Annotated in this window: 21 protein-coding genes, 5 tRNA genes and 1 pseudogene; 10 read left to right on the top strand and 17 right to left on the bottom strand. The window is 71.4% G+C overall.

The features are described from left to right. Positions 1 to 14: 14 nt before the first annotated feature. Positions 15 to 1,691: a DAK2 domain-containing protein gene (locus ACZ4UV_RS46675; RefSeq protein ID WP_467847564.1), complete on the bottom strand. Its 1,677-nt coding sequence runs from the start codon at positions 1,689 to 1,691 to the stop codon at positions 15 to 17. A 258-nt stretch (positions 1,692 to 1,949) separates the two neighbouring features. Here ACZ4UV_RS46675 and rpmB point away from each other — a divergent pair, with 258 nt between their 5' ends. The 4 genes and pseudogenes from rpmB (at position 1,950) to ACZ4UV_RS46655 (ending at position 5,270) form a co-directional block, all read left to right on the top strand. Continuing rightward, positions 1,950 to 2,135: a 50S ribosomal protein L28 gene (gene rpmB / locus ACZ4UV_RS46670; protein WP_003993230.1), complete on the top strand. Its 186-nt coding sequence runs from the start codon at positions 1,950 to 1,952 to the stop codon at positions 2,133 to 2,135. Positions 2,136 to 2,280: 145 nt separating this feature from the next. Continuing rightward, positions 2,281 to 3,315, top strand: a pseudogene (locus ACZ4UV_RS46665) (AfsR/SARP family transcriptional regulator); the annotation flags it as partial. Positions 3,316 to 3,469: 154 nt separating this feature from the next. Further along, complete coding sequence (locus ACZ4UV_RS46660) at positions 3,470 to 4,024, top strand: tetratricopeptide repeat protein (RefSeq protein ID WP_467847561.1); 555 nt, start codon at positions 3,470 to 3,472, stop codon at positions 4,022 to 4,024. Positions 4,025 to 4,058: 34 nt separating this feature from the next. After that, positions 4,059 to 5,270, top strand: a complete 1,212-nt coding sequence (locus tag ACZ4UV_RS46655; RefSeq protein ID WP_351485001.1) for an FAD-dependent monooxygenase — start codon at positions 4,059 to 4,061, stop codon at positions 5,268 to 5,270. Here the strand turns inward: ACZ4UV_RS46655 and thiD are convergent. Next, the gene (thiD, locus tag ACZ4UV_RS46650) at positions 5,233 to 6,048 is read right to left on the bottom strand and encodes a bifunctional hydroxymethylpyrimidine kinase/phosphomethylpyrimidine kinase (protein ID WP_451020375.1); all 816 of its coding nucleotides are present in this window, start codon (positions 6,046 to 6,048) and stop codon (positions 5,233 to 5,235) included. The genes ACZ4UV_RS46655 and thiD overlap by 38 nt on opposite strands. Beyond that, on the bottom strand, positions 6,045 to 7,010 hold the full coding sequence (locus tag ACZ4UV_RS46645; protein ID WP_093498874.1) for a thiamine-phosphate kinase: 966 nt from the start codon (positions 7,008 to 7,010) through the stop codon (positions 6,045 to 6,047). The genes thiD and ACZ4UV_RS46645 overlap by 4 nt, the downstream gene beginning before the upstream one ends. 206 nt (positions 7,011 to 7,216) lie before the next feature. Between ACZ4UV_RS46645 and ACZ4UV_RS46640 the strand changes: the two genes are divergently transcribed. Further along, complete coding sequence (locus ACZ4UV_RS46640; RefSeq protein WP_093498875.1) at positions 7,217 to 7,450, top strand: Lrp/AsnC family transcriptional regulator; 234 nt, start codon at positions 7,217 to 7,219, stop codon at positions 7,448 to 7,450. 20 nt (positions 7,451 to 7,470) lie between these two features. Continuing rightward, a complete protein-coding gene (locus ACZ4UV_RS46635) occupies positions 7,471 to 7,959 on the top strand; it encodes a DUF3515 domain-containing protein (protein WP_451020374.1) in 489 nt (162 codons plus the stop codon). A 22-nt stretch (positions 7,960 to 7,981) separates the two neighbouring features. Here ACZ4UV_RS46635 and ACZ4UV_RS46630 read toward each other — a convergent pair whose 3' ends face one another. The 3 genes from ACZ4UV_RS46630 to ACZ4UV_RS46620 are packed head-to-tail and all read right to left on the bottom strand — an operon-like array spanning position 7,982 to position 10,970. Further along, complete coding sequence (locus tag ACZ4UV_RS46630; protein WP_451020373.1) at positions 7,982 to 9,139, bottom strand: D-alanine--D-alanine ligase family protein; 1,158 nt, start codon at positions 9,137 to 9,139, stop codon at positions 7,982 to 7,984. Positions 9,140 to 9,198: 59 nt separating this feature from the next. Beyond that, on the bottom strand, positions 9,199 to 10,209 hold the full coding sequence (locus tag ACZ4UV_RS46625; RefSeq protein ID WP_390040772.1) for an NAD(P)H-dependent glycerol-3-phosphate dehydrogenase: 1,011 nt from the start codon (positions 10,207 to 10,209) through the stop codon (positions 9,199 to 9,201). Beyond that, positions 10,206 to 10,970: a lysophospholipid acyltransferase family protein gene (locus ACZ4UV_RS46620; protein WP_451020372.1), complete on the bottom strand. Its 765-nt coding sequence runs from the start codon at positions 10,968 to 10,970 to the stop codon at positions 10,206 to 10,208. Before ACZ4UV_RS46620 ends, ACZ4UV_RS46625 begins: the two co-directional genes overlap by 4 nt. A gap of 155 nt (positions 10,971 to 11,125) precedes the next feature. Between ACZ4UV_RS46620 and cofC the strand changes: the two genes are divergently transcribed. Together cofC and ACZ4UV_RS46610 are read left to right on the top strand one after the other, a co-directional pair. Beyond that, positions 11,126 to 11,764 (top strand): 2-phospho-L-lactate guanylyltransferase, encoded by a 639-nt coding sequence (cofC, locus tag ACZ4UV_RS46615; protein WP_467847546.1) that lies wholly within the window; start codon positions 11,126 to 11,128, stop codon positions 11,762 to 11,764. 9 nt (positions 11,765 to 11,773) lie between these two features. Then, complete coding sequence (locus tag ACZ4UV_RS46610) at positions 11,774 to 11,977, top strand: hypothetical protein (RefSeq protein ID WP_451020370.1); 204 nt, start codon at positions 11,774 to 11,776, stop codon at positions 11,975 to 11,977. A 192-nt stretch (positions 11,978 to 12,169) separates the two neighbouring features. Here ACZ4UV_RS46610 and ACZ4UV_RS46605 read toward each other — a convergent pair whose 3' ends face one another. From ACZ4UV_RS46605 to leuC, 4 genes are all read right to left on the bottom strand, one after another. Continuing rightward, the gene (locus ACZ4UV_RS46605; protein ID WP_451020369.1) at positions 12,170 to 12,808 is read right to left on the bottom strand and encodes an HU family DNA-binding protein; all 639 of its coding nucleotides are present in this window, start codon (positions 12,806 to 12,808) and stop codon (positions 12,170 to 12,172) included. Positions 12,809 to 12,948: 140 nt separating this feature from the next. Continuing rightward, the gene (locus ACZ4UV_RS46600; protein ID WP_181802287.1) at positions 12,949 to 13,179 is read right to left on the bottom strand and encodes an SCO5555 family protein; all 231 of its coding nucleotides are present in this window, start codon (positions 13,177 to 13,179) and stop codon (positions 12,949 to 12,951) included. A gap of 287 nt (positions 13,180 to 13,466) precedes the next feature. Continuing rightward, on the bottom strand, positions 13,467 to 14,060 hold the full coding sequence (gene leuD, locus ACZ4UV_RS46595) for a 3-isopropylmalate dehydratase small subunit (protein WP_093498884.1): 594 nt from the start codon (positions 14,058 to 14,060) through the stop codon (positions 13,467 to 13,469). Between the two features lie 6 nt (positions 14,061 to 14,066). Then, complete coding sequence (gene leuC, locus ACZ4UV_RS46590) at positions 14,067 to 15,491, bottom strand: 3-isopropylmalate dehydratase large subunit (RefSeq protein WP_390040762.1); 1,425 nt, start codon at positions 15,489 to 15,491, stop codon at positions 14,067 to 14,069. 205 nt (positions 15,492 to 15,696) lie between these two features. On the opposite strand from leuC, the gene ndgR reads away from it, so the two are divergent. After that, positions 15,697 to 16,413: an IclR family transcriptional regulator NdgR gene (gene ndgR, locus ACZ4UV_RS46585; RefSeq protein WP_123973900.1), complete on the top strand. Its 717-nt coding sequence runs from the start codon at positions 15,697 to 15,699 to the stop codon at positions 16,411 to 16,413. Between the two features lie 275 nt (positions 16,414 to 16,688). On the opposite strand, the gene ACZ4UV_RS46580 is transcribed toward ndgR, so the two are convergent. Beyond that, positions 16,689 to 17,189: a DUF4188 domain-containing protein gene (locus ACZ4UV_RS46580; RefSeq protein WP_451020368.1), complete on the bottom strand. Its 501-nt coding sequence runs from the start codon at positions 17,187 to 17,189 to the stop codon at positions 16,689 to 16,691. A gap of 93 nt (positions 17,190 to 17,282) precedes the next feature. On the opposite strand from ACZ4UV_RS46580, the gene ACZ4UV_RS46575 reads away from it, so the two are divergent. Continuing rightward, positions 17,283 to 17,927, top strand: coding sequence for a MerR family transcriptional regulator (locus tag ACZ4UV_RS46575; protein ID WP_390040758.1), 645 nt, complete (start codon positions 17,283 to 17,285; stop codon positions 17,925 to 17,927). A gap of 55 nt (positions 17,928 to 17,982) precedes the next feature. Here ACZ4UV_RS46575 and ACZ4UV_RS46570 read toward each other — a convergent pair. From ACZ4UV_RS46570 to ACZ4UV_RS46545, 6 genes are all read right to left on the bottom strand, one after another. After that, positions 17,983 to 18,055: transfer RNA gene (locus tag ACZ4UV_RS46570), tRNA-Glu, on the bottom strand. A 28-nt stretch (positions 18,056 to 18,083) separates the two neighbouring features. Then, positions 18,084 to 18,155 (bottom strand) — tRNA-Gln (locus ACZ4UV_RS46565). Positions 18,156 to 18,176: 21 nt separating this feature from the next. After that, positions 18,177 to 18,249, bottom strand: a tRNA-Glu gene (locus tag ACZ4UV_RS46560). A gap of 28 nt (positions 18,250 to 18,277) precedes the next feature. Continuing rightward, a tRNA-Glu gene (locus tag ACZ4UV_RS46555) sits at positions 18,278 to 18,350 on the bottom strand. A 21-nt stretch (positions 18,351 to 18,371) separates the two neighbouring features. Next, a tRNA-Gln gene (locus ACZ4UV_RS46550) sits at positions 18,372 to 18,443 on the bottom strand. 91 nt (positions 18,444 to 18,534) lie between these two features. Beyond that, positions 18,535 to 19,278, bottom strand: coding sequence for an HAD family hydrolase (locus ACZ4UV_RS46545; RefSeq protein ID WP_451020377.1), 744 nt, complete (start codon positions 19,276 to 19,278; stop codon positions 18,535 to 18,537). Between the last annotated feature and the right edge of the window lie 29 nt (positions 19,279 to 19,307).

Genomic DNA, 19,307 nt, shown 5'->3' with positions numbered 1-19,307 from the left:
GCGGGTGGGGGGGCTCACTCGACGCCGATGAGAAGCGGAGCCCCCTGCCGGCCGCCCCGGTAGACCACCGTGTCGACGGCGAGGTACGCCTCGCGCACGCGTGCCTCCAGGCGGTCGGCGACGCCGTCGGGCGCCTCGTCGCCGAGGACGAGGGTGACCAGCTCGCCGCCGGCCTGGAGCATGCGGTCCAGGACGGTCTCGGCGGTGGCCGTCACGTCCGAGCCGATCACCGCCACGTCCCCGTCTATCAGCCCCAGTACGTCCCCGGCCTGGCAGATGCCGGCCATGGTCCAGGACTGCCGTTCCGCGACCACGACCTCGGCGTAGCGGGTGGCGCCGGCCGCGGAGGTCATCTGGACGACGTCCTCGTCGAAGCGGCGGTCCGGCTGGTGCACCGCGAGCGCGGAGATGCCCTGGACCGCCGAGCGGGTCGGGATGAGGGCGACCCGGATGCCCTCCGCGCGGGCCTGCTCGGCCGCCGCGGCCGCCGTGTGCCGCAGGTCGGCGTCGTTGGGCAGGAGCACCACCTCGCGCGCGTTGGCGCGCCGCAGGGCGTCCACCAGTTCCCCGCTGGCCGGCGGCTCCCCCGGGCGCGCGAGCACCGTGGTCGCGCCGCCCTCGGTGTACAGCCCGGCCAGCCCCTCCCCGGGCACGACGGCCACCACGGCCCGCTGCACCCGCTCGCGCGGCGGCCGCGCCCTGCCGGTGTGCACGTCCCCGGCGCCGAAGTGCGTGATCCGGATCCGGTAAGGACGTCCGGCCTCCACACCCGCCTCGACGGCGGCTCCGGCGTCGTCGACGTGCACATGGACGTTCCACAGGCCGTCGCCGCCGACCATCACCAGGGAGTCGCCGAGGACGTCGAGCCGGGCCCGCAGCCGGTCCACGGCGGCGTCCTCGGCCTCCAGGAGGTAGATGACCTCGAACGCGGGCCCGCCGGTGCGTTCCGCGCAGTTCTCGGCCCGGGCGCCGGAGACGGCGTCCACGCGCGCGTGGACGACCGGGCCCGCCCCGTGCGCGTGCAGGTCGAAAGCCGTCGGCGTCTCCCCCGTGAACGCCTCCACCAGCGCCCCGAGCACCGCGACCAGACCCCGTCCGCCGGCGTCCACCACCCCGGCCCGCTCCAGCACGGCCAGTTGTCCCGGAGTCGCCGCGAGCGCCTTGCACGCGCCCTCGTAGGCGGCCCGCGCGACCGCCCCGCAGTCGTCCTCGGCCGCGTCGGCGGCGTCCGCCGCGGCCGCCGCGACCGACAGCACCGTGCCCTCCACCGGGTGGGCGACGGCCCGGCGGGCGGCGTCGGCGGCGTGCCCCAGGGCGAGCCGCAGCCTGTCCGCGTCGATGTGAGTCGCCTCACCCTCGGTGAGGACGTGGGCCATGCCACGCAGCAACTGGGCCAGGATCGTGCCGGAGTTGCCGCGCGCGCCTATGAGGGCGCCGTGCGCCATCGCGCGGACGGCGTCGGCCAGGGTCGGCACCTCCTCGCCCAGCTCGTAGCCCGCGAAGACGGCCTCGACGGCTCCTGCTGCCGACTCCACCGTCATGTACAGGTTCGTTCCGGTGTCGCCGTCGGCCACCGGGTAGACGTTGATCGCGTCGATCTCCTCGCGCGCCCGCCCGAGTGCCCCCAGCGACAGTCCGCACCAGGTGCGTACCGCGAGAGCATCGAAGAATGTCTGCGGCACCTGCGCCACCTGCGCCTCCTTGAGCCGGCCGAACGTGGACGCAGCGTAGACCCCGGAAGGGTGTCCGCCGGAAGAGGGCCGGGGGCGGGCCCCTGAGCTGCCATGCTAGTTTCGTCTAACGGACGCAGTCGTTGTATGCTGCTCCGGTTGCCCGATCCGATCGGGCCATTTCCCCGGCAGGCCACTCAAGATCTCAGATCCCCAGGATCTGAATCCCGGCACGCCGGGATTCAACCGTAAGTGCATCTGAAGTCTTTGGAGTGACCCGTGGCTGCCAACTGCGACGTCTGCGGCAAGGGGCCGGGCTTCGGCAACAACATCTCGCACTCGCACCGCCGTACGTCCCGCCGCTGGAACCCGAACATCCAGCGTGTGCGTACCGTGGTCGGCGGGACGCCGAAGCGCGTGAACGCCTGCACCTCGTGCATCAAGGCCGGCAAGGTCTCGCGCTGACGCACTGTCGCTGAGCGCGCGGCCACCGCTGGTTCGCTGCACAGAGCCGGTCCACCTCCGGGTGGGCCGGCTTTTTGCCGTGCCCGCGTTCAGCCGTGCCGGAAATTCCGGACCCCGGCAAACCGTGCCCTGACAAGCTGATCCCATGCGCTTCGGCATCCTGGGCCCCCTGGACGTACGCACCGACGACGGCACCCCCGTGGACCCCGGCGGCCCCCGCCCCCGCGCCCTGCTCACCCTGCTGCTCCTGGACGCCGGCCGGCCGGTCTCCACCCAGCGCCTCACCGACGGCCTGTACGGCGCCGAGCCGCCCGCCGGGGCCGCCAACGCGCTCCAGTCGCAGATCTCCCGGCTGCGCAGGCGGCTGGCCCCGCACGCCGAGATAGAGGCCACCGCCACCGGGTACCGCGTCGCGGTCGCTCCCGACACCGTGGACGCACACCGATTCGAAACCTGGTCCGGGGCCGGACGCGCCGCCCTCGCCGCCGGCGACCACGTGACCGCCGCGGCCCGGCTCCGCGAGGCCCTCGCCCTGTGGCGCGGCCCCGCGCTGACCGACCTCCCGGACGCCGAGGCCGAGGCGGCGCGGCTCGAAGAGCTGCGGCTGACCGCCGTACAGGACCGGATCGAGGCGGACCTGGCGCTCGGCGGCGGCTCGGAGCTGGTGCCTGAGCTGCGGGCGCTGCTGGCCGCCCGTCCGCTGGGCGAGCGGCTGTACGGGCAGCTGATGCGGGCCCTGCACGCGGCCGGGCGCCCCGCCGAGGCCCTCACGGTGTACGAGGAGGCCCGCCGCACCCTCGCCGACCGGCTGGGCGCCGATCCCTCCCCGGAGCTGTCCGCGCTCCATCTGGAGCTGCTGCGGGGCGCGGCACCCGAGCGGCCCCGCCTCCCGGTCCAGCTCACCCGCTTCGTCGGCCGCGAACCCGAGCTCGCCCGGATCGCCGCCGGCCTCGCCGGCTCCCGGCTGCTCACGCTGACCGGGCCGGGCGGGGCCGGCAAGACACGGCTCGCCGTCGAGGCGGCCCAGCACCACCCCGGCGCCTGCCTCGTGGAACTCGCGCCGCTCACCGACGGCTCCCGGATCCCGTACGCCGTCCTGGCCGCCCTCGGCGTCCGCGAGGGCCTGCGCAGCCCCGCCGCCGACACCACGGACCGGCTGCTGGCCGCCCTGGAGGAGCGCGAGCTGCTGATCGTCCTGGACAACTGCGAGCACCTGGTCGAGGAGGCCGCACGGCTCACCGCGCTGCTCCTCGCGGCCTGCCCGGGGGTGCGCGTGCTCGCCACCAGCGGCCGCGCCGGAGGAGACCGCCGATCTGCTGCGCACCCGGGCCACCGTGCTGCTGCACCGGGGCGACACGGCGGCCGCCGTGGCCCACTTCGACGAGGCGCTGACGCTCGCGCGGGGCGCCGGGCTCCCCGACAAGGTGGCGGCCGCCCGGCGCGGCCTCGGCGACGCGGCCCGGCTGTCCGGGAACACGGCACGCGCGCGCGTGCACTACGAGAGCGCCCTCCAGGAGTGCGCCGCCAACTGGTTCAGCGTCGGCGAGACCGTCCGCAGCCTCATCGGGCTCGGCCGCACGGCCGCCGCCGAGGGGCACACCGAGGAGGCCCGCGACTGGTTCCGGCAGGCCGCCGAACTGGCCGTGGAGGGGCCGGGCGACCTGGAACTCGCCGACGCGGCCGAGGCGCTGGCGTCCGTGGCCGGCTCGGCCGAGCGGGCCGCGGAGCTGCTGGGCGCCGCGACGGGTCTGCGGGGCGGCCGGACCGAGGGCGACCCGGACGTCGTGCGCGTCGAGCGGGAGGCGCGGGCGAAGCTGTCCGCCGAGGCGTTCGACCAGGCCTTCGAGCGGGGCCGACGGCAACGGTCGGCGGCGGTCAGCGAACGGTAGGGGGACGGTCAGCGCCCCCGCCGAAGCTCATCGCATGACGAACAAGAACCTGACCCACCTCAGCGTCCTGATCTCCGGCGCCAGCGTCGCCGGACCCGCCCTCGCCCTCAACCTCGCCCGGCTCGGCGCCCGCGTCACCGTGGTCGAGAAGGCGGCCGGACTGCGCGGCGGCGGCTTCGCGGTCGACTTCCGCGGCCATGTCCACCGCACGGTCCTGACCTCGATGGGCATCTGGGACGAGATCCACGCCCGCCAGACCCACATGGGCCGCCAGACGGTCGTCGACGCCGACGGCAGCCCGCGCGTGGACCTGCCCGCCGAGCTCATGAGCGGCGACGTGGAGATCTTCCGCGGCGACCTCGCACAGATCATGTACGAACGCACCAGGGACGACGTCGAGTACGTCTTCGGCGACTCGATCACCTCCGTCGCGGAGGACCCGCAGGGCGTCGACGTCACCTTCGAGAGGAGCGCGCCCCGCCGCTTCGACCTGGTCGTGGGCGCCGACGGGCTGCACTCCAACACCCGTCGGCTGGTCTTCGGCGACGAGTCCCGCTACCTGCGCTTCTTCGACCACTACGTGGCCGGCTTCGACGTCCCCAACCACCTGGGCCTGGACCGCACCGGCCGCGTCTACAGCGAGCCCGGCCGCGCGTTCGTCATCGGCAACTACGACGGCGACCCGGACCGCGCCGGCGCGTTGCTGGTCTTCCGGTCCGAGGAGCTGTCGTACGACCGCCGGGACGTCGCGGCGGTGAAGCGGATCGTCATGGACCGCTTCGCCGGGATGGGCTGGGAGGGCCCGGCCCTCCTCAAGGCCCTGGAGGAGGCCGACGACGTGTACTTCGACGCGATCGCCCAGATCCACGTCGACCGGCTCGTCAAGGGGCGGGTGGCGCTGCTCGGGGACGCCGGGTACGGGGCGACGATGGGCGGGATGGGGACGGGCGTCGCGATCGTCGGCGCATACGTCCTCGCCGGTGAACTGGCCCTGGCGGGAGGTGACTTCCGTACGGCCTTCGCCGAGTACGAGTCCCGGATCCGCGACTTCGCCAAGGGCTGCCAGAAGATCTCCGGGAACGCGGGCCCGTTCTTCGCCCCGCCGACCGAGCGGCGCATCCGCAGCCGGGACCGGATGTACCGGGTGCTCGCCTCCCGTCCGCTGGCCCGCTTCTTCAAGAGGATGACCGAGAAGGCGGCCACCGACATCAGGCTGCGGGAGTACCCGGCCCTGTCACGGGCCTGAGGGCCCAGCCGTGGTCCACGGGCCCGATCCCGGCGCCGAGCGCGAACCCGGCCGCGATCGCCCCGGTGACGTACTCCTTGGCGGCCCTCACCGCCTGCGGCACGGACTGCCCCTTCGCGAGCTGCGACGCGATCGCGGACGCGAGGGTGCAGCCGGTGCCGTGGGTGTGCCGGTTGTCGTACCGGGGGGCGCGCAGCAGGAGTTCGTCGGTGCCGTCGGTGAGCAGGTCGACGGCCTCGCCGGGCAGGTGCCCGCCCTTGATCAGCACCCAGGTCGGGCCGTACGACAGCACGGCCGCCGCGGCCCGGCGCAGATCGGCCTCCGACTCGACGTGCACGCCGGTGATTTGCGCCACCTCGTCGAGGTTCGGGGTGGCCACGGTGGCCAGCGGGAGGAGTTTCGTGCGGACCGAGTCCAGGGCGGAGGCGGCGAGGAGCGGGTCGCCGTGCTTGGAGACGCCGACCGGGTCCACGACCACGGGCGCGCCGGTCCCGGCGAGCAACTCGGCGACCGCCTCCACGAGTTCGGCCGAGGCGAGCATCCCGGTCTTGACCGCGTCCACTCCGATGTCGTCCACCACGCTCCGGTACTGGGCGCGGACGGCCGCCACCGGCAGCTCCCAAGCCCCCTGGACGCCGGTCGAGTTCTGCGCGGTGACCGCGGTGAGCACGCTCATGCCGTGCACGCCCAGCGCGAGCATGGTCTTGAGGTCGGCCTGGATCCCGGCCCCGCCTCCGGAGTCGGAGCCCGCGACCGTCAGCACGCGCGCCGGGCTCATGACTCGATGTCCCCGAAGTGGTCCCAGCCGCCCTTGCTGGTCCAGGGCGCGCCGTCGACGGTCACCTGGGGCAGCGCGGACGGATTGAGGACCTCGCCGATGACCTTCCAGCGGGCGGGCAGCTTCACGTCCGGCGGGAAGGTCGCCACGATCGCGTGGTCCTCGCCGCCGGTGAGCACCCACTGGATGGGGTCGACGCCGACGGCCTGGCCGATGTCGTTCATCTGGGTCGGGATGTCGATCGCGCCGGAGCGGATGTCGATCCGCACCTTGCTGGCCTCGGCGATGTGCCCCAGGTCGGCGATCAGCCCGTCGCTCACGTCGCACATCGCGGTCGCGCCGAGGGCGGCGGCGGCCGGGCCCGCGTGGTACGGCGGCTCGGGACGGCGGTGCGCCTCCACGAACGCCCGGGGCGAGCGGAAGCCGCGGGAGAGCACCGCGTAACCGGCCGCGGACCAGCCCAGCCAACCGGTGACGGCGATCAGGTCGCCGGGCTGGGCGCCGGCCCGGGTGACCGGCTCCTGGTTGCGCAGGTCGCCGAGGGCGGTGATCGACACCATGATCGTGTCGCCGCGGACCACGTCGCCGCCGACCACCGAGGCACCGGCGACCTGGCACTCGTCGCGGATGCCGTCCATCAACTCGCTGGGCCAGGTCACCGGCAGTTCGGCGGGCACGACCAGGCCGAGCAGCAGGGCGGTCGGCACGGCGCCCATGGCGGCGATGTCCGCGAGGTTCTGCGCGGCCGCCTTGCGGCCCACGTCGTAGGCCGTGGACCAGTCGCGGCGGAAGTGCCGGCCCTCCAGCAGGATGTCGGTGCTCGCCACCACCCGGCGGTCGGGCGCGGCGACCACCGCGGCGTCGTCGCCGGGGCCGACCCGGACCGCCGGAGTGGTGGTGAGACGGGAGGTGAGCTCCCTGATGAGCCCGAACTCCCCCAGCTCACCAACAGTGCCCTTCATTGCCCTTTCGCCCCTTCTCTGCCTTGCCGTGCCCGCTCGCGCGTCACCGTCGTCGTGGATACGGTCGAGGTGACCGTCAACTTCTGTCGCGCCTGCACCCCGGCGCGCAAGCCCCTGTCCGCGCAGGTCTCCCCGCGGTGAGCGGCGACGCGATACCGTGGCGTTCCTTTTCCCCACATGATCCTCGTGGCCGCCCTGGAGGTTCCGTGGTACAGGCGTACATCCTGATCCAGACGGAGGTCGGCAAAGCGTCGACCGTCGCAGAGATCATCAGCAAGATCCCTGGAGTCATCCAGGCCGAGGACGTGACAGGACCGTACGACGTCATCGTGCGCGCGCAAGCGGAGACCGTCGACGAACTCGGTCGGCTGGTGGTCGCGAGAGTCCAGCAAGTGGACGGCATCACGCGCACCCTGACCTGCCCGGTCGTCCATCTGTAGCCCCCGTCTACCCTTGGCCGGTGAACTTCTTCCGTCACCGGCCATTCGGTCTGCCCGCGCTCGCTCTGTTGTTGATCGCGGCCGCGGGCTGCTCCTCAGCAGACGACGTCCCGTCGGTGGCGGTTCCCACTCCGGGCGCCGCGGTTGCGAAGCTCTGTGATCGCCTTGACCGGGTGTTGCCGACGAAGGTCGACAAGCTGGGCCGGCGCGATCCGGAACCGGCCTCTCCGCTGACAGCCGGGTGGGGTGGCGACCCGGCGATCATACTGCGGTGCGGTGTCGAGCGGCCTGCGAAGATGGCCGATCCGGAGGCCGACGGGGTTGAGGTGAACGGGGTGGGGTGGCTGCTGGAGCAGCGGGCCGACAAATCGTTTCGGTTCACTACGACGTTGCGGAAGGCGTATGTCGAGGTGACGATTCCTGCGGGGCGGACCGGGGATGGCATGGCGCCGTTGGTGAGTCTGGCGCCGGCCGTCGAGAAGGCGGTGCCGGAAGGGATCGCCGACTAGGCGGCGCCCCGTAGGGGGCGCGTCAGCGCAGGCCCGTCGAACGGTTCAGGGCTGCCTGCACCAGGCGGTCGATCAGCTCGGGGTAGCTGACACCGGTCGCCTGCCACATCTGCGGGTACATCGAGATCGGGGTGAAGCCCGGCATCGTGTTGATCTCGTTGATGACGAAGTGGCCGGCCTCCGTGAGGAAGAAGTCGGCGCGGACCAGGCCCTCGCAGGAGGCGGCCTCGAAGGCGTCCACCGCGAGCTTCTGGACCTCGGCGGTCTCCTCGGGGGTGAGGGGGGCCGGGACGATGCCGGGGGTGGAGTCGATGTACTTGGCCTCGAAGTCGTAGTACGCGTGGTCCGAGGGCGGCGGGATCTCCGCCGGGACCGAGGCGCGCGGGCCGTCCTCGAACTCCAGGACGCCGACCTCGATCTCACGGCCGTGGACGGCCGCCTCGATCAGGATCTTCGGGTCGTGGGACTGGGCCTCGGCGATCGCCTCGTCCAGGCCCGAGAGGTCGTCGACCTTGGTGATGCCGATCGACGAACCCGCGCGCGCGGGCTTCACGAACAGCGGCCAGCCGTGCTCGCCGGCGAAGTCGACGATCCGCTTGCGGGCGGCGGACTCGTCCTGCTGCCACTCACGGGGGCGGACCACCAGGTACGGGCCGACGGCGAGCCCGAAGGAGGTGAACACCCGCTTCATGTACTCCTTGTCCTGGCCGACGGCCGAGGCGAGCACGCCCGAGCCGACGTACGGGACGCCGGACAGCTCCAGGAGGCCCTGGAGGGTGCCGTCCTCACCGTAGGGACCGTGCAGCACCGGGAAGACGACGTCGACCTCGCCGAGCGCCTTGGGCACGGAGCCGGGCTCGCTGTAGACGACCTCGCGGTTGGCCGGGTCGACGGGGAGGATCACGCCGCCCTCGGTGGAGTCGGCGACGTCGCCGACCTCGGGGGTACGGCGTTCGGTGATCGCCATGCGTTCGGGCTCGTCGGCCGTGAGCACCCAGCGGCCTTCCCGGGTGATGCCGATCGGCAGGACGTCGTACTTCGTCCGGTCGATGGCGTTCAGCACGGCTCCGGCGGTGACCGTGGAGATCCCGTGCTCGGAGCTGCGGCCGCCGAAGACGACGGCCACGCGCGGCTTGCGAGCGGGCTGCTCAGGGCTCTGGGGGAGGTTCTCGGTGCTCATATCGCGTTGAGAGTACCCGGTGGTAGGGCCCCGAGACAGCGTCCTCGGGGTGGGGTCGCTCAGCGTCGCTCGGGCTTCGCGCTGCGCGACATCAGCTCCTTGAGGGCGACCACCGGCGGCTTGCCCTCGTGCACGATGTCGACGACCGTCTCGGTGATCGGCATCTCCACGCCGTGCCGGCGGGCCAGATCGGCCACGGACTCGCAGGACTTGACGCCCTCGGCGGTCTGCTTGGTGACCGCGATGGTCTCCTCCAGGGTCATGCCCTTGCCGAGGTTGGTGCCGAAGGTGTGGTTGCGGGAGAGGGGCGAGGAGCCGGTGGCCACCAGGTCCCCGAGGCCCGCGAGTCCGGAGAAGGTCAGCGGGTCGGCGCCCAGCGCGATGCCGAGGCGGGTGGTCTCGGCGAGGCCGCGCGTGATGAGCGAGCCCTTGGCGTTGTCGCCGAGCCCCATGCCGTCGGCGATGCCGACGGCGAGGCCGATGACGTTCTTCACGGCACCGCCCAGCTCGCACCCGATCACGTCGGTCTCGGTGTAGGGCCGGAAGTACGGGGTGTGGCAGGCCGCCTGGAGGCGCTGGGCCACCGTCTCGTCGGTGCAGGCGACCACGGCGGCGGCCGGCATCCGGGCCGCGATCTCGCGGGCGAGGTTGGGGCCGGTGACGACGGCGACGCGGTCCGCGCCGACCTTGGCGACGTCCTCGATGACCTCGCTCATCCGCATGGCGGTGCCGAGTTCGATCCCCTTCATGAGGGACACGAGGACCGTCCGGGGCGCGAGCAGCGGCGCCCACTCGGCGAGGTTGGCCCGCAGGGTCTGGGACGGCACCGACAGGAACGTGAAGTCGGCGCCGGCGGCCGCCTCGGCGGGGTCGGTGGTGGCCCGCAGGTTCTCGGGGAGTTCCACACCCGGCAGGTAGTCGGGGTTGGTACGGCCGGAGTTGATGGCCTCCGCCACCTCCGCGCGCCGCGCCCACAGGGTGACCTCGCACCCCGCGTCGGCGAGCACCATCCCGAAGGTCGTACCCCATGAACCCGCGCTGAAGACCGCCGCCTTGGCAGGCATGCTCACTTGCCGCTCTCCTCTTCCAGACCGCTCTGCGCACGCGTCCGGCGCCGCTGCTCGATCCGCACCTGGCGTGGATCGTAGGGGCTCTCGGGGGCCTTCTCGCCGCGGATCTCCTCCAGCTGGCGGGTGATGGCCGCCATGATGACCTCGGTCGCCTCCTTGAGGACGTCCTGGGTCATCTCCTTGCCGTAGAAGCGCGTGAGGTCGACCGGCGGGCCCGCGAGGACGTGGTGCGTCTTGCGCGGCAGCAGATGCGGCTTCTTCGCGTACGGCGGGAGGAGTTCGTTGGCGCCCCACTGGGCGACCGGGATCACCGGGCACTTGGTCTGCAGGGCGACCCTGGCGGCACCGGTCTTGCCGGTCATGGGCCACTGGTCGGGGTCGCGGGTGATCGTTCCCTCAGGGTAGAAGGCGACGCACTCGCCGCGCTCCACGGCGTCGATCGCGGCCCGGAAGGCGCTGAGCGCGTCGGTGGACTCGCGGTAGACGGGGATCTGGCCGGTGCCCCGCATGGCGGCGCCGACGAATCCCTTCTTGAAAAGCCCGCTCTTCGCGAGGAATCGCGGAACACGGCCGGTGTTGTACTGATAGTGGGCGTAGGCGAAGGGATCGATGTGGGAATTGTGGTTCACCGCGGTGATAAAACCGCCCTCGGCCGGAATGTTCTCCATTCCACGCCAGTCCCGCTTGATCAGAACCACCAGCGGAGGTTTGCAGAGCACCGCAGCGAAGCGGTACCAGAAGCCGATTCTCCGGCGGGGCACGCGGACACCTTCCTCTAGGACTTCTTCCCGGCCTGGGATCGGGAAGAAGTGTGGCCCCGGCCCGCCGGCCTGTCGAGAACACCGTACGCCTCGGCGTCGCGAGCACCCCGTGAGCCCGGGTGACAATGAGGCAACAAGGGAGGGACGGTACGACTGTGCAGTGGACCTTGCTCATCCCGCTCAAGCCTCTGGCCCGGGCCAAGAGCAGGCTCGCGGACACCGCGTCGGACGGTGTGCGTCCGTCACTGGCTCTCGCCTTCGCCCAGGACACGGTGGCGGCGGCCCTGGCCTGCCAGTCGGTGAAGGATGTGGCGGTCGTCACGGACGACACGCTGGCCGGGCGCGAGCTGTCGGCACTGGGCGCGCGCATCGTCCCGGACACGCCGGGCAGCGGCCTGAACGCGGCGCTGCGGCACGGGGCGGCGACTGTCCGGGCATCGCGTCCGGAAAGCCCCGTGGCCGCCCTGAACGCCGATCTCCCGGCCGTCCGCCCGCTGGAATTGGCCCGGGCCCTCGACGCGGCCGCGGAATTCCCGCGCGCTTTCCTCCCGGACGCCGCGGCAATCGGCACCACCCTGCTGGCCGCGGCCCCCGGTCAGGAATTGGCGCCCGCATTCGGCCCGGATTCCCGCGCCCGGCACGCCGCCTCGGGCGCCGCGGAACTGCGCCTGGTGGGCGTGGATTCGGTACGCCAGGACGTGGACACCGGCGCCGACCTGCGCGCGGCCCTGGCCCTGGGCGTCGGCCCCCGCACGGCCGCGGTGGCGGCCCGCCTGCTGATCCCGGACCAGTAGACTGCGCTCATGCAGGCGACCGCATACACGTACGACCCCGAGACCCGCAGCGGCCAGGTACTCCTCGACGACGGAACCCCGGTGCCGTTCGACGGGGCGGCCTTTGAAGCGGGCGGCCTGCGGCTGCTCAGGCCGGGACAGCGGGTACGGATCGAGACCGAGGGAAGCGGAGACGACCTTCGGATCACCCTGGTGACTTTGCAGACACTCTGAGGCGAGTAACTCAGGGGCGCTGGGGGTACCCCCGGCCGAAGGCTGGGGGAGGAACTGCGCGACCAGCCCCCACCGGCGCGCACCCGAAACACAACGCAACTCCGCGTCTCGAACACACCGCGGGCCGGACTCCCCAAGGGAATCCGGCCCGTCGCGTGAGTATCCCGACCCTGTCCCGAAGCGGGCCCCGGCTCAGCGAGCCGCGGTCTTCTTGGCGGTAGCCTTCCGCGCCGTCGACTTCTTGGCCGGCGCCTTCTTCGCGGTGACCTTCTTGGCCGGCGCCTTCTTGGCGGCCGCCTTCTTCGCCGTGGCGGTGGTCTTCTTCGCGGTCGTCTTCTTCGCGGCGGCCGTCGTCGCCTTCTTCGCGGCGGCGCCCGTGGTCTTCTTCGCCGTCGTCGTCTTCTTGGCGGCGGCCGTGGTCTTCTTCGCCACCCCCGTCGCCTTCTTGGCGGTGGTCTTCTTCGCCGCCGCCTTCTTGACCGTCGCCGAAGCGCCGCCGGTCAGGCTGCCCTTGGGCGCCTTCTTGACCGCGACCTCACCGCCGCGCGGGAGCTTCTTGGAGCCGCTCACCAGGTCCTTGAAGCCCTGACCGGCGCGGAAGCGCGGCACGGAGGTCTTCTTGACCCGAACCCGCTCGCCCGTCTGGGGGTTGCGGGCGTAGCGGGCTGGGCGGTCCACCTTCTCGAAGGACCCGAAGCCGGTGACCGAGACCCGCTCACCCGCGACGACCGCGCGGACGATGGCGTCCAGGACATGGTCGACAGCCTCGGCGGCCTGCTGGCGGCCGCCCATCTTGTCGGCAATCGCTTCTACGAGCTGCGCCTTGTTCACGTCTTCCCCTTCGGAGACATCGCCAGAACGAATGTGTTCAAGCTTTTTCGCACGTTAGGCAGATATATACCGCAAATCAAACACGAAACGGGCTTATCACCCTTGTGCCGCAACGGACTCGGCCGACTCGTACGGTCCGGTCAGCGGTCCTCTTCGGGGATTCGACCCGCGTCGAGGTCCGCGTTGAACCGTTCGAGCCGCCTTGCCGCGTCGGCGACGTCGTGTTTGGCCGCGGCCGTAATGACCAGCAGCTTCCGGGTCAGCGCCATCCGTACGCCCTCCGGGACTTGCAGTGCGCGCACTTTTGTGTGCGCTTCCTTGAGTTGGCCCGCGACCGCCGCATAGAGCTGGAGTTGGCCGTCGTGTTCCATGCACAGATTGTGCCATCTGGGGCGAGTTGTCGCCTGCGCAGGGTGCAACTGGCGCCTCAAATGGCCTTCCGGGCACTTGCGGAAGCCGCGGACACAGCACTCACGTACCCCGACAACATCCGCCCTAACGTGGGAAGTTGGCAAGACCTGCGACAACGCGAGCGCCCGTTCGGGTGCAGACATGGCTGTACCCCCAATCGTGGCGATCGGGGGTACAGGCGGGGTGTTGCGGTGGCTGAAACCAGCCGTATTCAGATGTGGCGGTGCCCGCCGAAGCGGGCTCCGGGTCAGACCTGGAGCGTCCGCGGCTTGTACGACGGCCGCTTGGCCTCGTAGGCGGCGATGTCGGCCTCGTTCCGGAGGGTGATGGAGATGTCGTCCAGGCCGTTCAGCAGCCGCCAGCGGGAGTTCTCGTCCAGCTCGAAGGAGGCGGTGATGCCCTCGGCGCGTACCTCGCGGTTCTCCAGGTCGACGGTGATCTCGGCCTGCGGGTCGTTCTCGGTGAGCTCCTGCAGCGCCTCCACGATCTTCTGGTCCAGGACCACCGTGAGCAGGCCGTTCTTCAGCGAGTTGCCCCGGAAGATGTCGGCGAAGCGGGAGGAGATCACGGTCTTGAAGCCGTAGTTCTGCAGCGCCCAGACGGCGTGCTCACGGGAGGAGCCGGTGCCGAAGTCGGGGCCGGCGACCAGAACCGTGGCGCCCTGCCGCTCGGGGCGGTTGAGGATGAAGTTCTCGTCCTTGCGCCAGGCCTCGAACAGTCCGTCCTCGAAGCCGTCCCGGGTCACCTTCTTGAGCCAGTGAGCAGGGATGATCTGGTCGGTGTCGACGTTGGAGCGGCGCAGCGGGACGGCCCGGCCGGTGTGCGTGGTGAATGCTTCCATGGCTGATCAGACTCCAGCGGGCGTACGAGCGTCGGACAGGTCGGCCGGGGAGGCCAGGTGGCCCAGGACGGCGGTTGCGGCCGCGACCTGCGGCGACACCAGGTGGGTACGGCCGCCCTTGCCCTGCCGCCCCTCGAAGTTGCGGTTGGAGGTGGACGCGGAGCGCTCACCGGGGGCCAGCTGGTCGGGGTTCATGCCGAGGCACATCGAGCAGCCCGCGTGCCGCCATTCGGCGCCGGCGTCCTTGAAGACCACGTCCAGGCCCTCGGAGACGGCCTGCAGCCCGACCCGCGCGGAGCCGGGGACGACCAGCATCCGTACGCCGTCGGCGACTTTGCGGTCCTTGAGGATCTCGGCGGCGGCGCGCAGGTCCTCGATCCGGCCGTTGGTGCAGGAGCCTACGAAGACGGTGTCCACGTTGATCGAGCGCAGCGGCTGGCCGGCCTCCAACCCCATGTACTCCAGGGCCTTTTCGGCGGCGAGGCGCTCCGAAGCGTCTTCGTACGAAGCCGGGTCGGGGACGTCCGCCGAAAGCGGCGCGCCCTGCCCCGGGTTGGTGCCCCAGGTGACGAACGGCGAGAGCGCGGCGGCGTCGATGTGCACCTCGGCGTCGAATTCCGCGTCCGCGTCGGTCTTCAGGGTCTTCCAGTACGCGACCGCCGCGTCCCAGTCCTCGCCCTCGGGGGCGTGGGCACGGCCCTTCAGGTACGCGAAGGTGGTCTCGTCGGGGGCGATCATGCCCGCGCGGGCGCCGGCCTCGATCGACATGTTGCAGATGGTCATGCGGGCCTCCATCGAGAGCTTCTCGATGGCGGAGCCGCGGTACTCCAGGATGTAGCCCTGGCCGCCGCCGGTACCGATCTTGGCGATGATCGCCAGGATCAGGTCCTTGGCGGTGACGCCCTCGGGCAGCTCGCCGTCGACCGTGATCGCCATGGTCTTCGGGCGGGCCAGCGGCAGCGTCTGGGTGGCCAGCACGTGCTCCACCTGGGAGGTGCCGATGCCGAACGCCAGCGCGCCGAAGGCGCCGTGCGTGGAGGTGTGCGAGTCGCCACAGACGACGGTCGTGCCCGGCTGCGTCAGGCCCAGCTGGGGGCCGACGACGTGCACGACACCCTGCTCGACGTCGCCCAGCGGGTGCAGGCGCACCCCGAACTCGGCGCAGTTCTTGCGCAGCGTCTCCAGCTGGGCGCGGGAGACGGGGTCCGCGATGGGCTTGTCGATGTCGAGGGTCGGGGTGTTGTGGTCCTCGGTCGCGATGGTGAGGTCGAGGCGGCGCACCTGGCGGCCGTTCTGGCGCAGCCCGTCGAAGGCCTGCGGGCTGGTCACCTCGTGCAGCAGGTGCAGATCGATGAAGAGGAGGTCGGGCTCGCCCTCGGCGCGCCGGACGACGTGGTCGTCCCAGACCTTCTCCGCGAGTGTCCTACCCATCGCTTTCCCTCCGGCCGGCAGACGTGCACCGGCCCAACTAGAGATCTTGAGGAAGCGGCTGCCCGTGTTCCGGGCCCCTGAAGTCGTGGTTCCGGGCGTCCGCCGCCGGGCCCGTTGGTCCGCGGGCCACTGTGTGATTCCAGGGTGGCGCGTTCCACGGAAAATTGAACTTGCGTTTCACAGAGTGAGACGTGAGTATCGTTGCATGGACAACAGTAGCGGCGTCGGCGTTCTGGACAAGGCGGCCCTTGTCCTGAGCGCCCTGGAGTCCGGTCCGGCCACCCTCGCGGGTCTGGTCGGGGCCACCGGACTGGCACGACCCACGGCCCACCGGCTGGCCGTGGCTCTGGAACACCACCGCATGGTGGCACGCGACATGCAGGGCCGTTTCATTCTCGGCCCCCGACTCGCGGAACTGGCCGCGGCGGCCGGCGAGGACCGCCTGCTCGCGACGGCGGGCCCGGTGCTGACGCACCTCCGTGACATCACCGGAGAGAGTGCGCAGCTCTATCGCCGTCAGGGCGACATGCGGATCTGCGTGGCCGCGGCGGAACGGCTGTCCGGCCTGCGGGACACGGTGCCGGTCGGCTCCACGCTCACGATGAAGGCCGGTTCCTCGGCGCAGATCCTGATGGCCTGGGAGGAGCCGGAGCGGCTGCACCGCGGCCTCCAGGGCGCCCGCTTCACGGCGACGGCCCTGTCGGGCGTCCGGCGCCGCGGCTGGGCCCAGTCCATCGGCGAGCGGGAGCCGGGCGTCGCGTCGGTGTCGGCGCCGGTGCGAGGCCCTTCCAACCGCGTGGTGGCCGCCGTCTCCGTCTCCGGCCCCATCGAGCGCCTGACCCGCCACCCCGGCCGCATGCACGCCCAGGCCGTGATCGACGCGGCCGCCCGCCTGTCGGAGGCACTGCGCCGTTCCGGCTGAGAGCCGACGCCCCCTGGAGAAAGAGGCCGGCCTCAACGCCGCGGCAGGCCCATTCTCAGGGGGCGAGACTTTTTCCGCAGGGGGACTGTCCCCGCTCAGGGGCACCGAGGTACCCCCGGCCGAAGGCTGGGGGAGGAACTGCGCGGCCGGCCACGCGCTGCCCGCACCCACCCAGGGACCGGAGCCCCCACGGTGCAGCGCCCGCCCCCACCGGCCGTCAGCCGTCTGCGACGCCGTCGTGGCTGGTCGCGCAGTTCCCCGCGCCCCTAGGTGAGTCAGCTCCCGGAGCGATGAGCGAACCGGTCCTTCGCGTAGCGGCCCCGGCGCTCCACGGGAACCGTCCCGCTCGCCGCCCCCAGGCCGAACTGCGGCATGTCGAAGTAGATCGACTCGTAGGAGCCTTCGGGGGCGATGTAGGTCTCGTGCCAGAGGCCCACGTGCCCGCGCAGCTTCCCCGCCTTCTCCTTGCGGTTCACGGCGCCCCACACCTTGTGGTGGAGCAGGCCCACCTCGCTCGCGTACGCGTACAGCTTCTCCTTCGACTCCCAGTACTGGACGACGTAGTACGTCCGCGGCGAGGCCGTCAGCAGGATGCGGCCGAGCAGCCCCCGGCCGGGATCCCGCGCCAGCTCCTTCAGCATGCGGAACATCGACAGCATGACCGGGAGCCACTGGTGGACCGCCCAGAAGTGGTTGATGCGCATGCCGATGAGCAGGACCACCGCGTCGCCCTCGCGGGCAGCGGTCGTACGGCCCGGAATCGGTTTGGTGAACATGAGGAACGACACCCCCGGAGGCCCCGTCGGATAGCGGCACTATCCGCCTGTCGGTGCTTGGATAGTGGCACTTACCAAGGAGGCGCGCAAGACATGCGGCTTGCCCGGTTGAGCGAGCGCAGCGGGGTGTCCGCCGCGACGATCAAGTACTACCTGCGCGAGGGGCTGTTGCCGCCCGGCCGCCAGGTCAACGCCACGACCGCCGAGTACGACGAGGAGCACCTGCGGCGGCTGCGGCTGGTGCGGGCCATGATCCAGGTGGGGCGGATCCCCGTGGCGACGGTCCGCGAGGTGCTCGGGCATGTCGACGACGACTCGCTGGGCCGCACGATCCGGGTGGGCGCCGCGCTGTGGGCGCTGCCGCAGCTGCCGGAGCCGGACGAGAACGACGAGTACGTGCGCGCCGCACACCGGGAGGCCGACGCCCTCCTGGACACGCTGGGCTGGGCGAACGCCAGGCAGCTGACGACGATCTCGCCGGCGTACCGGCAGCTGGTGGTCGCGCTGGCCGCGTTCCGCAGGCTCGGCTACGACTGGGACGCCGAACTCCTCGTACCGCGCGCGAAGTTGATGTACCAGGCGGCCGTCGCCGACCTGGACTTCCTGGAGACGCATCCGTCGGAGGAGGAGAAGGCGGAGGCCGCGGTGGCCAGCGCGGTGCTGGTGGAGCCGATGCTCCAGGCACTGCACCGGCTGGCCCAGGAGGAGGAGTCGGCCCGGCGCTACGGCTTCGAGTAGGGCGCCGTACACACAAGCAGAAGGCCCCCCGCCGAAGCGGAGGGCCTTCTTCACGTACCCCCGACCGGATTCGAACCGGCGCTACCGCCTTGAGAGGGCGGCGTGCTAGGCCGCTACACAACGGGGGCGTGGACACTGCGTTTCCGCAGGTCCGAGCTGGTCTACCTGGACTCGAACCAAGACTAACTGAACCAGAATCAGTCGTGCTGCCAATTACACCATAGACCAATGATGGTTTAGACCAGTTCGTACCCCCGACCGGATTCGAACCGGCGCTACCGCCTTGAGAGGGCGGCGTGCTAGGCCGCTACACAACGGGGGCCCTAGCGATCATCCGTGGAAGATCTCCGTACCCCCGACCGGATTCGAACCGGCGCTACTGCCTTGAGAGGGCAGCGTGCTAGGCCGCTACACAACGGGGGCTTTGCAGATGAGCTCTGCGAGCTGGCCTACCTGGACTCGAACCAAGACTAACTGAACCAGAATCAGTCGTGCTGCCAATTACACCATAGGCCACTGGAACGCAAGCCCCTGAGGGGATCTTGTTCTAGTTTCGCGCCTCCGGTTCCGGCCTTTCGGCCCGCTCCCCGGCGGCGCAGGAAGAACATTACCTGAAGGTGGACGGGGCTCCAAAACGGGTATCGGCGCGGAGGATCGCGGGCAGTTCGGCGAGCGAGGCGATCCGGTGCGGACCGGCGGGTGCGTCGGCCCTGGTGACCGGCCCGGTGGACGCTCCGTGACGGTCGATCCACACCGACAGCAGCCCCGCGTCGGCGGCGCCCCGCCCGTCGATCTCCGGGTGGTCGCCGACGTACGCGACCTGGTGCGGGGCTAGTTCCAGGGCCTCGCAGGCCGCCAGGAAGGCGCCGGCGGCGGGCTTGGAGACGCCCAGTTCGGCGGCGCACAGGACGGCCTCGAAGCGGTCGTGGACCCCGAGCGTGCGCAGCTTGCGGTCCTGGACGTGCAGGCTGGAGTTGGAGAGCACGGCGTGTCGGTAGCCGGCCGCGAGGGCGTCCAGGGCGGGCAGGACGTCCGGGAAGAGGGCCCAGACGGCCTCGTAGTGCGTCAGATACCGGCGGAACCAGTCGTCGGCCTCGGTGTCGGTCAGCTCCGTCTCCAGGAACACCCGGACCCGGTCGCGGCGCTGGTCCTCGAAGGAGAGCTCGCCCGCCGAGAAGCGCGCCCACTGCTGGTCGGTGATCTCCCGCCACCGCACCAGCGCCGCCTCCGCGCTCTCCCATCCGGCGAGCAGCCCCTCCGCCGCCAGATGCGCCCGCATGCCCTCACGGTCGGCACTCGTGTAGTCGAAGAGGGTGTCGTCGACGTCCCAGACCACGGCTTTGACGCTCATAGGCCCGACGGTATCGCGGGCTGGCACAC

It is taken from the genome of Streptomyces sp. NPDC028289 (assembly GCF_055565975.1).
The sequence above is the reverse complement of the archived record's forward strand: the minus strand, read 5'-3'. Positions and strand labels throughout refer to the sequence as shown.

Excerpts from the sequence above, each read along its gene's own strand:
- leuD (WP_093498884.1), bottom strand. The coding sequence starts at position 14,060 with ATGGAAGCATTCACCACGCACACCGGCCGGGCCGTCCCGCTGCGCCGC.
- ACZ4UV_RS46655 (WP_351485001.1), top strand. The coding sequence starts at position 4,059 with ATGACGAACAAGAACCTGACCCACCTCAGCGTCCTGATCTCCGGCGCC.
- leuC (WP_390040762.1), bottom strand. The coding sequence starts at position 15,491 with ATGGGTAGGACACTCGCGGAGAAGGTCTGGGACGACCACGTCGTCCGG.
- ACZ4UV_RS46600 (WP_181802287.1), bottom strand. The coding sequence starts at position 13,179 with ATGGAACACGACGGCCAACTCCAGCTCTATGCGGCGGTCGCGGGCCAA.
- ACZ4UV_RS46610 (WP_451020370.1), top strand. The coding sequence starts at position 11,774 with ATGCAGGCGACCGCATACACGTACGACCCCGAGACCCGCAGCGGCCAG.
- ACZ4UV_RS46545 (WP_451020377.1), bottom strand. The coding sequence starts at position 19,278 with ATGAGCGTCAAAGCCGTGGTCTGGGACGTCGACGACACCCTCTTCGAC.
- ACZ4UV_RS46575 (WP_390040758.1), top strand. The coding sequence starts at position 17,283 with ATGCGGCTTGCCCGGTTGAGCGAGCGCAGCGGGGTGTCCGCCGCGACG.
- ACZ4UV_RS46645 (WP_093498874.1), bottom strand. The coding sequence starts at position 7,010 with ATGAAGGGCACTGTTGGTGAGCTGGGGGAGTTCGGGCTCATCAGGGAG.
- ndgR (WP_123973900.1), top strand. The coding sequence starts at position 15,697 with ATGGACAACAGTAGCGGCGTCGGCGTTCTGGACAAGGCGGCCCTTGTC.
- thiD (WP_451020375.1), bottom strand. The coding sequence starts at position 6,048 with ATGAGCCCGGCGCGCGTGCTGACGGTCGCGGGCTCCGACTCCGGAGGC.
- ACZ4UV_RS46630 (WP_451020373.1), bottom strand. The coding sequence starts at position 9,139 with ATGAGCACCGAGAACCTCCCCCAGAGCCCTGAGCAGCCCGCTCGCAAG.
- ACZ4UV_RS46580 (WP_451020368.1), bottom strand. The coding sequence starts at position 17,189 with ATGTTCACCAAACCGATTCCGGGCCGTACGACCGCTGCCCGCGAGGGC.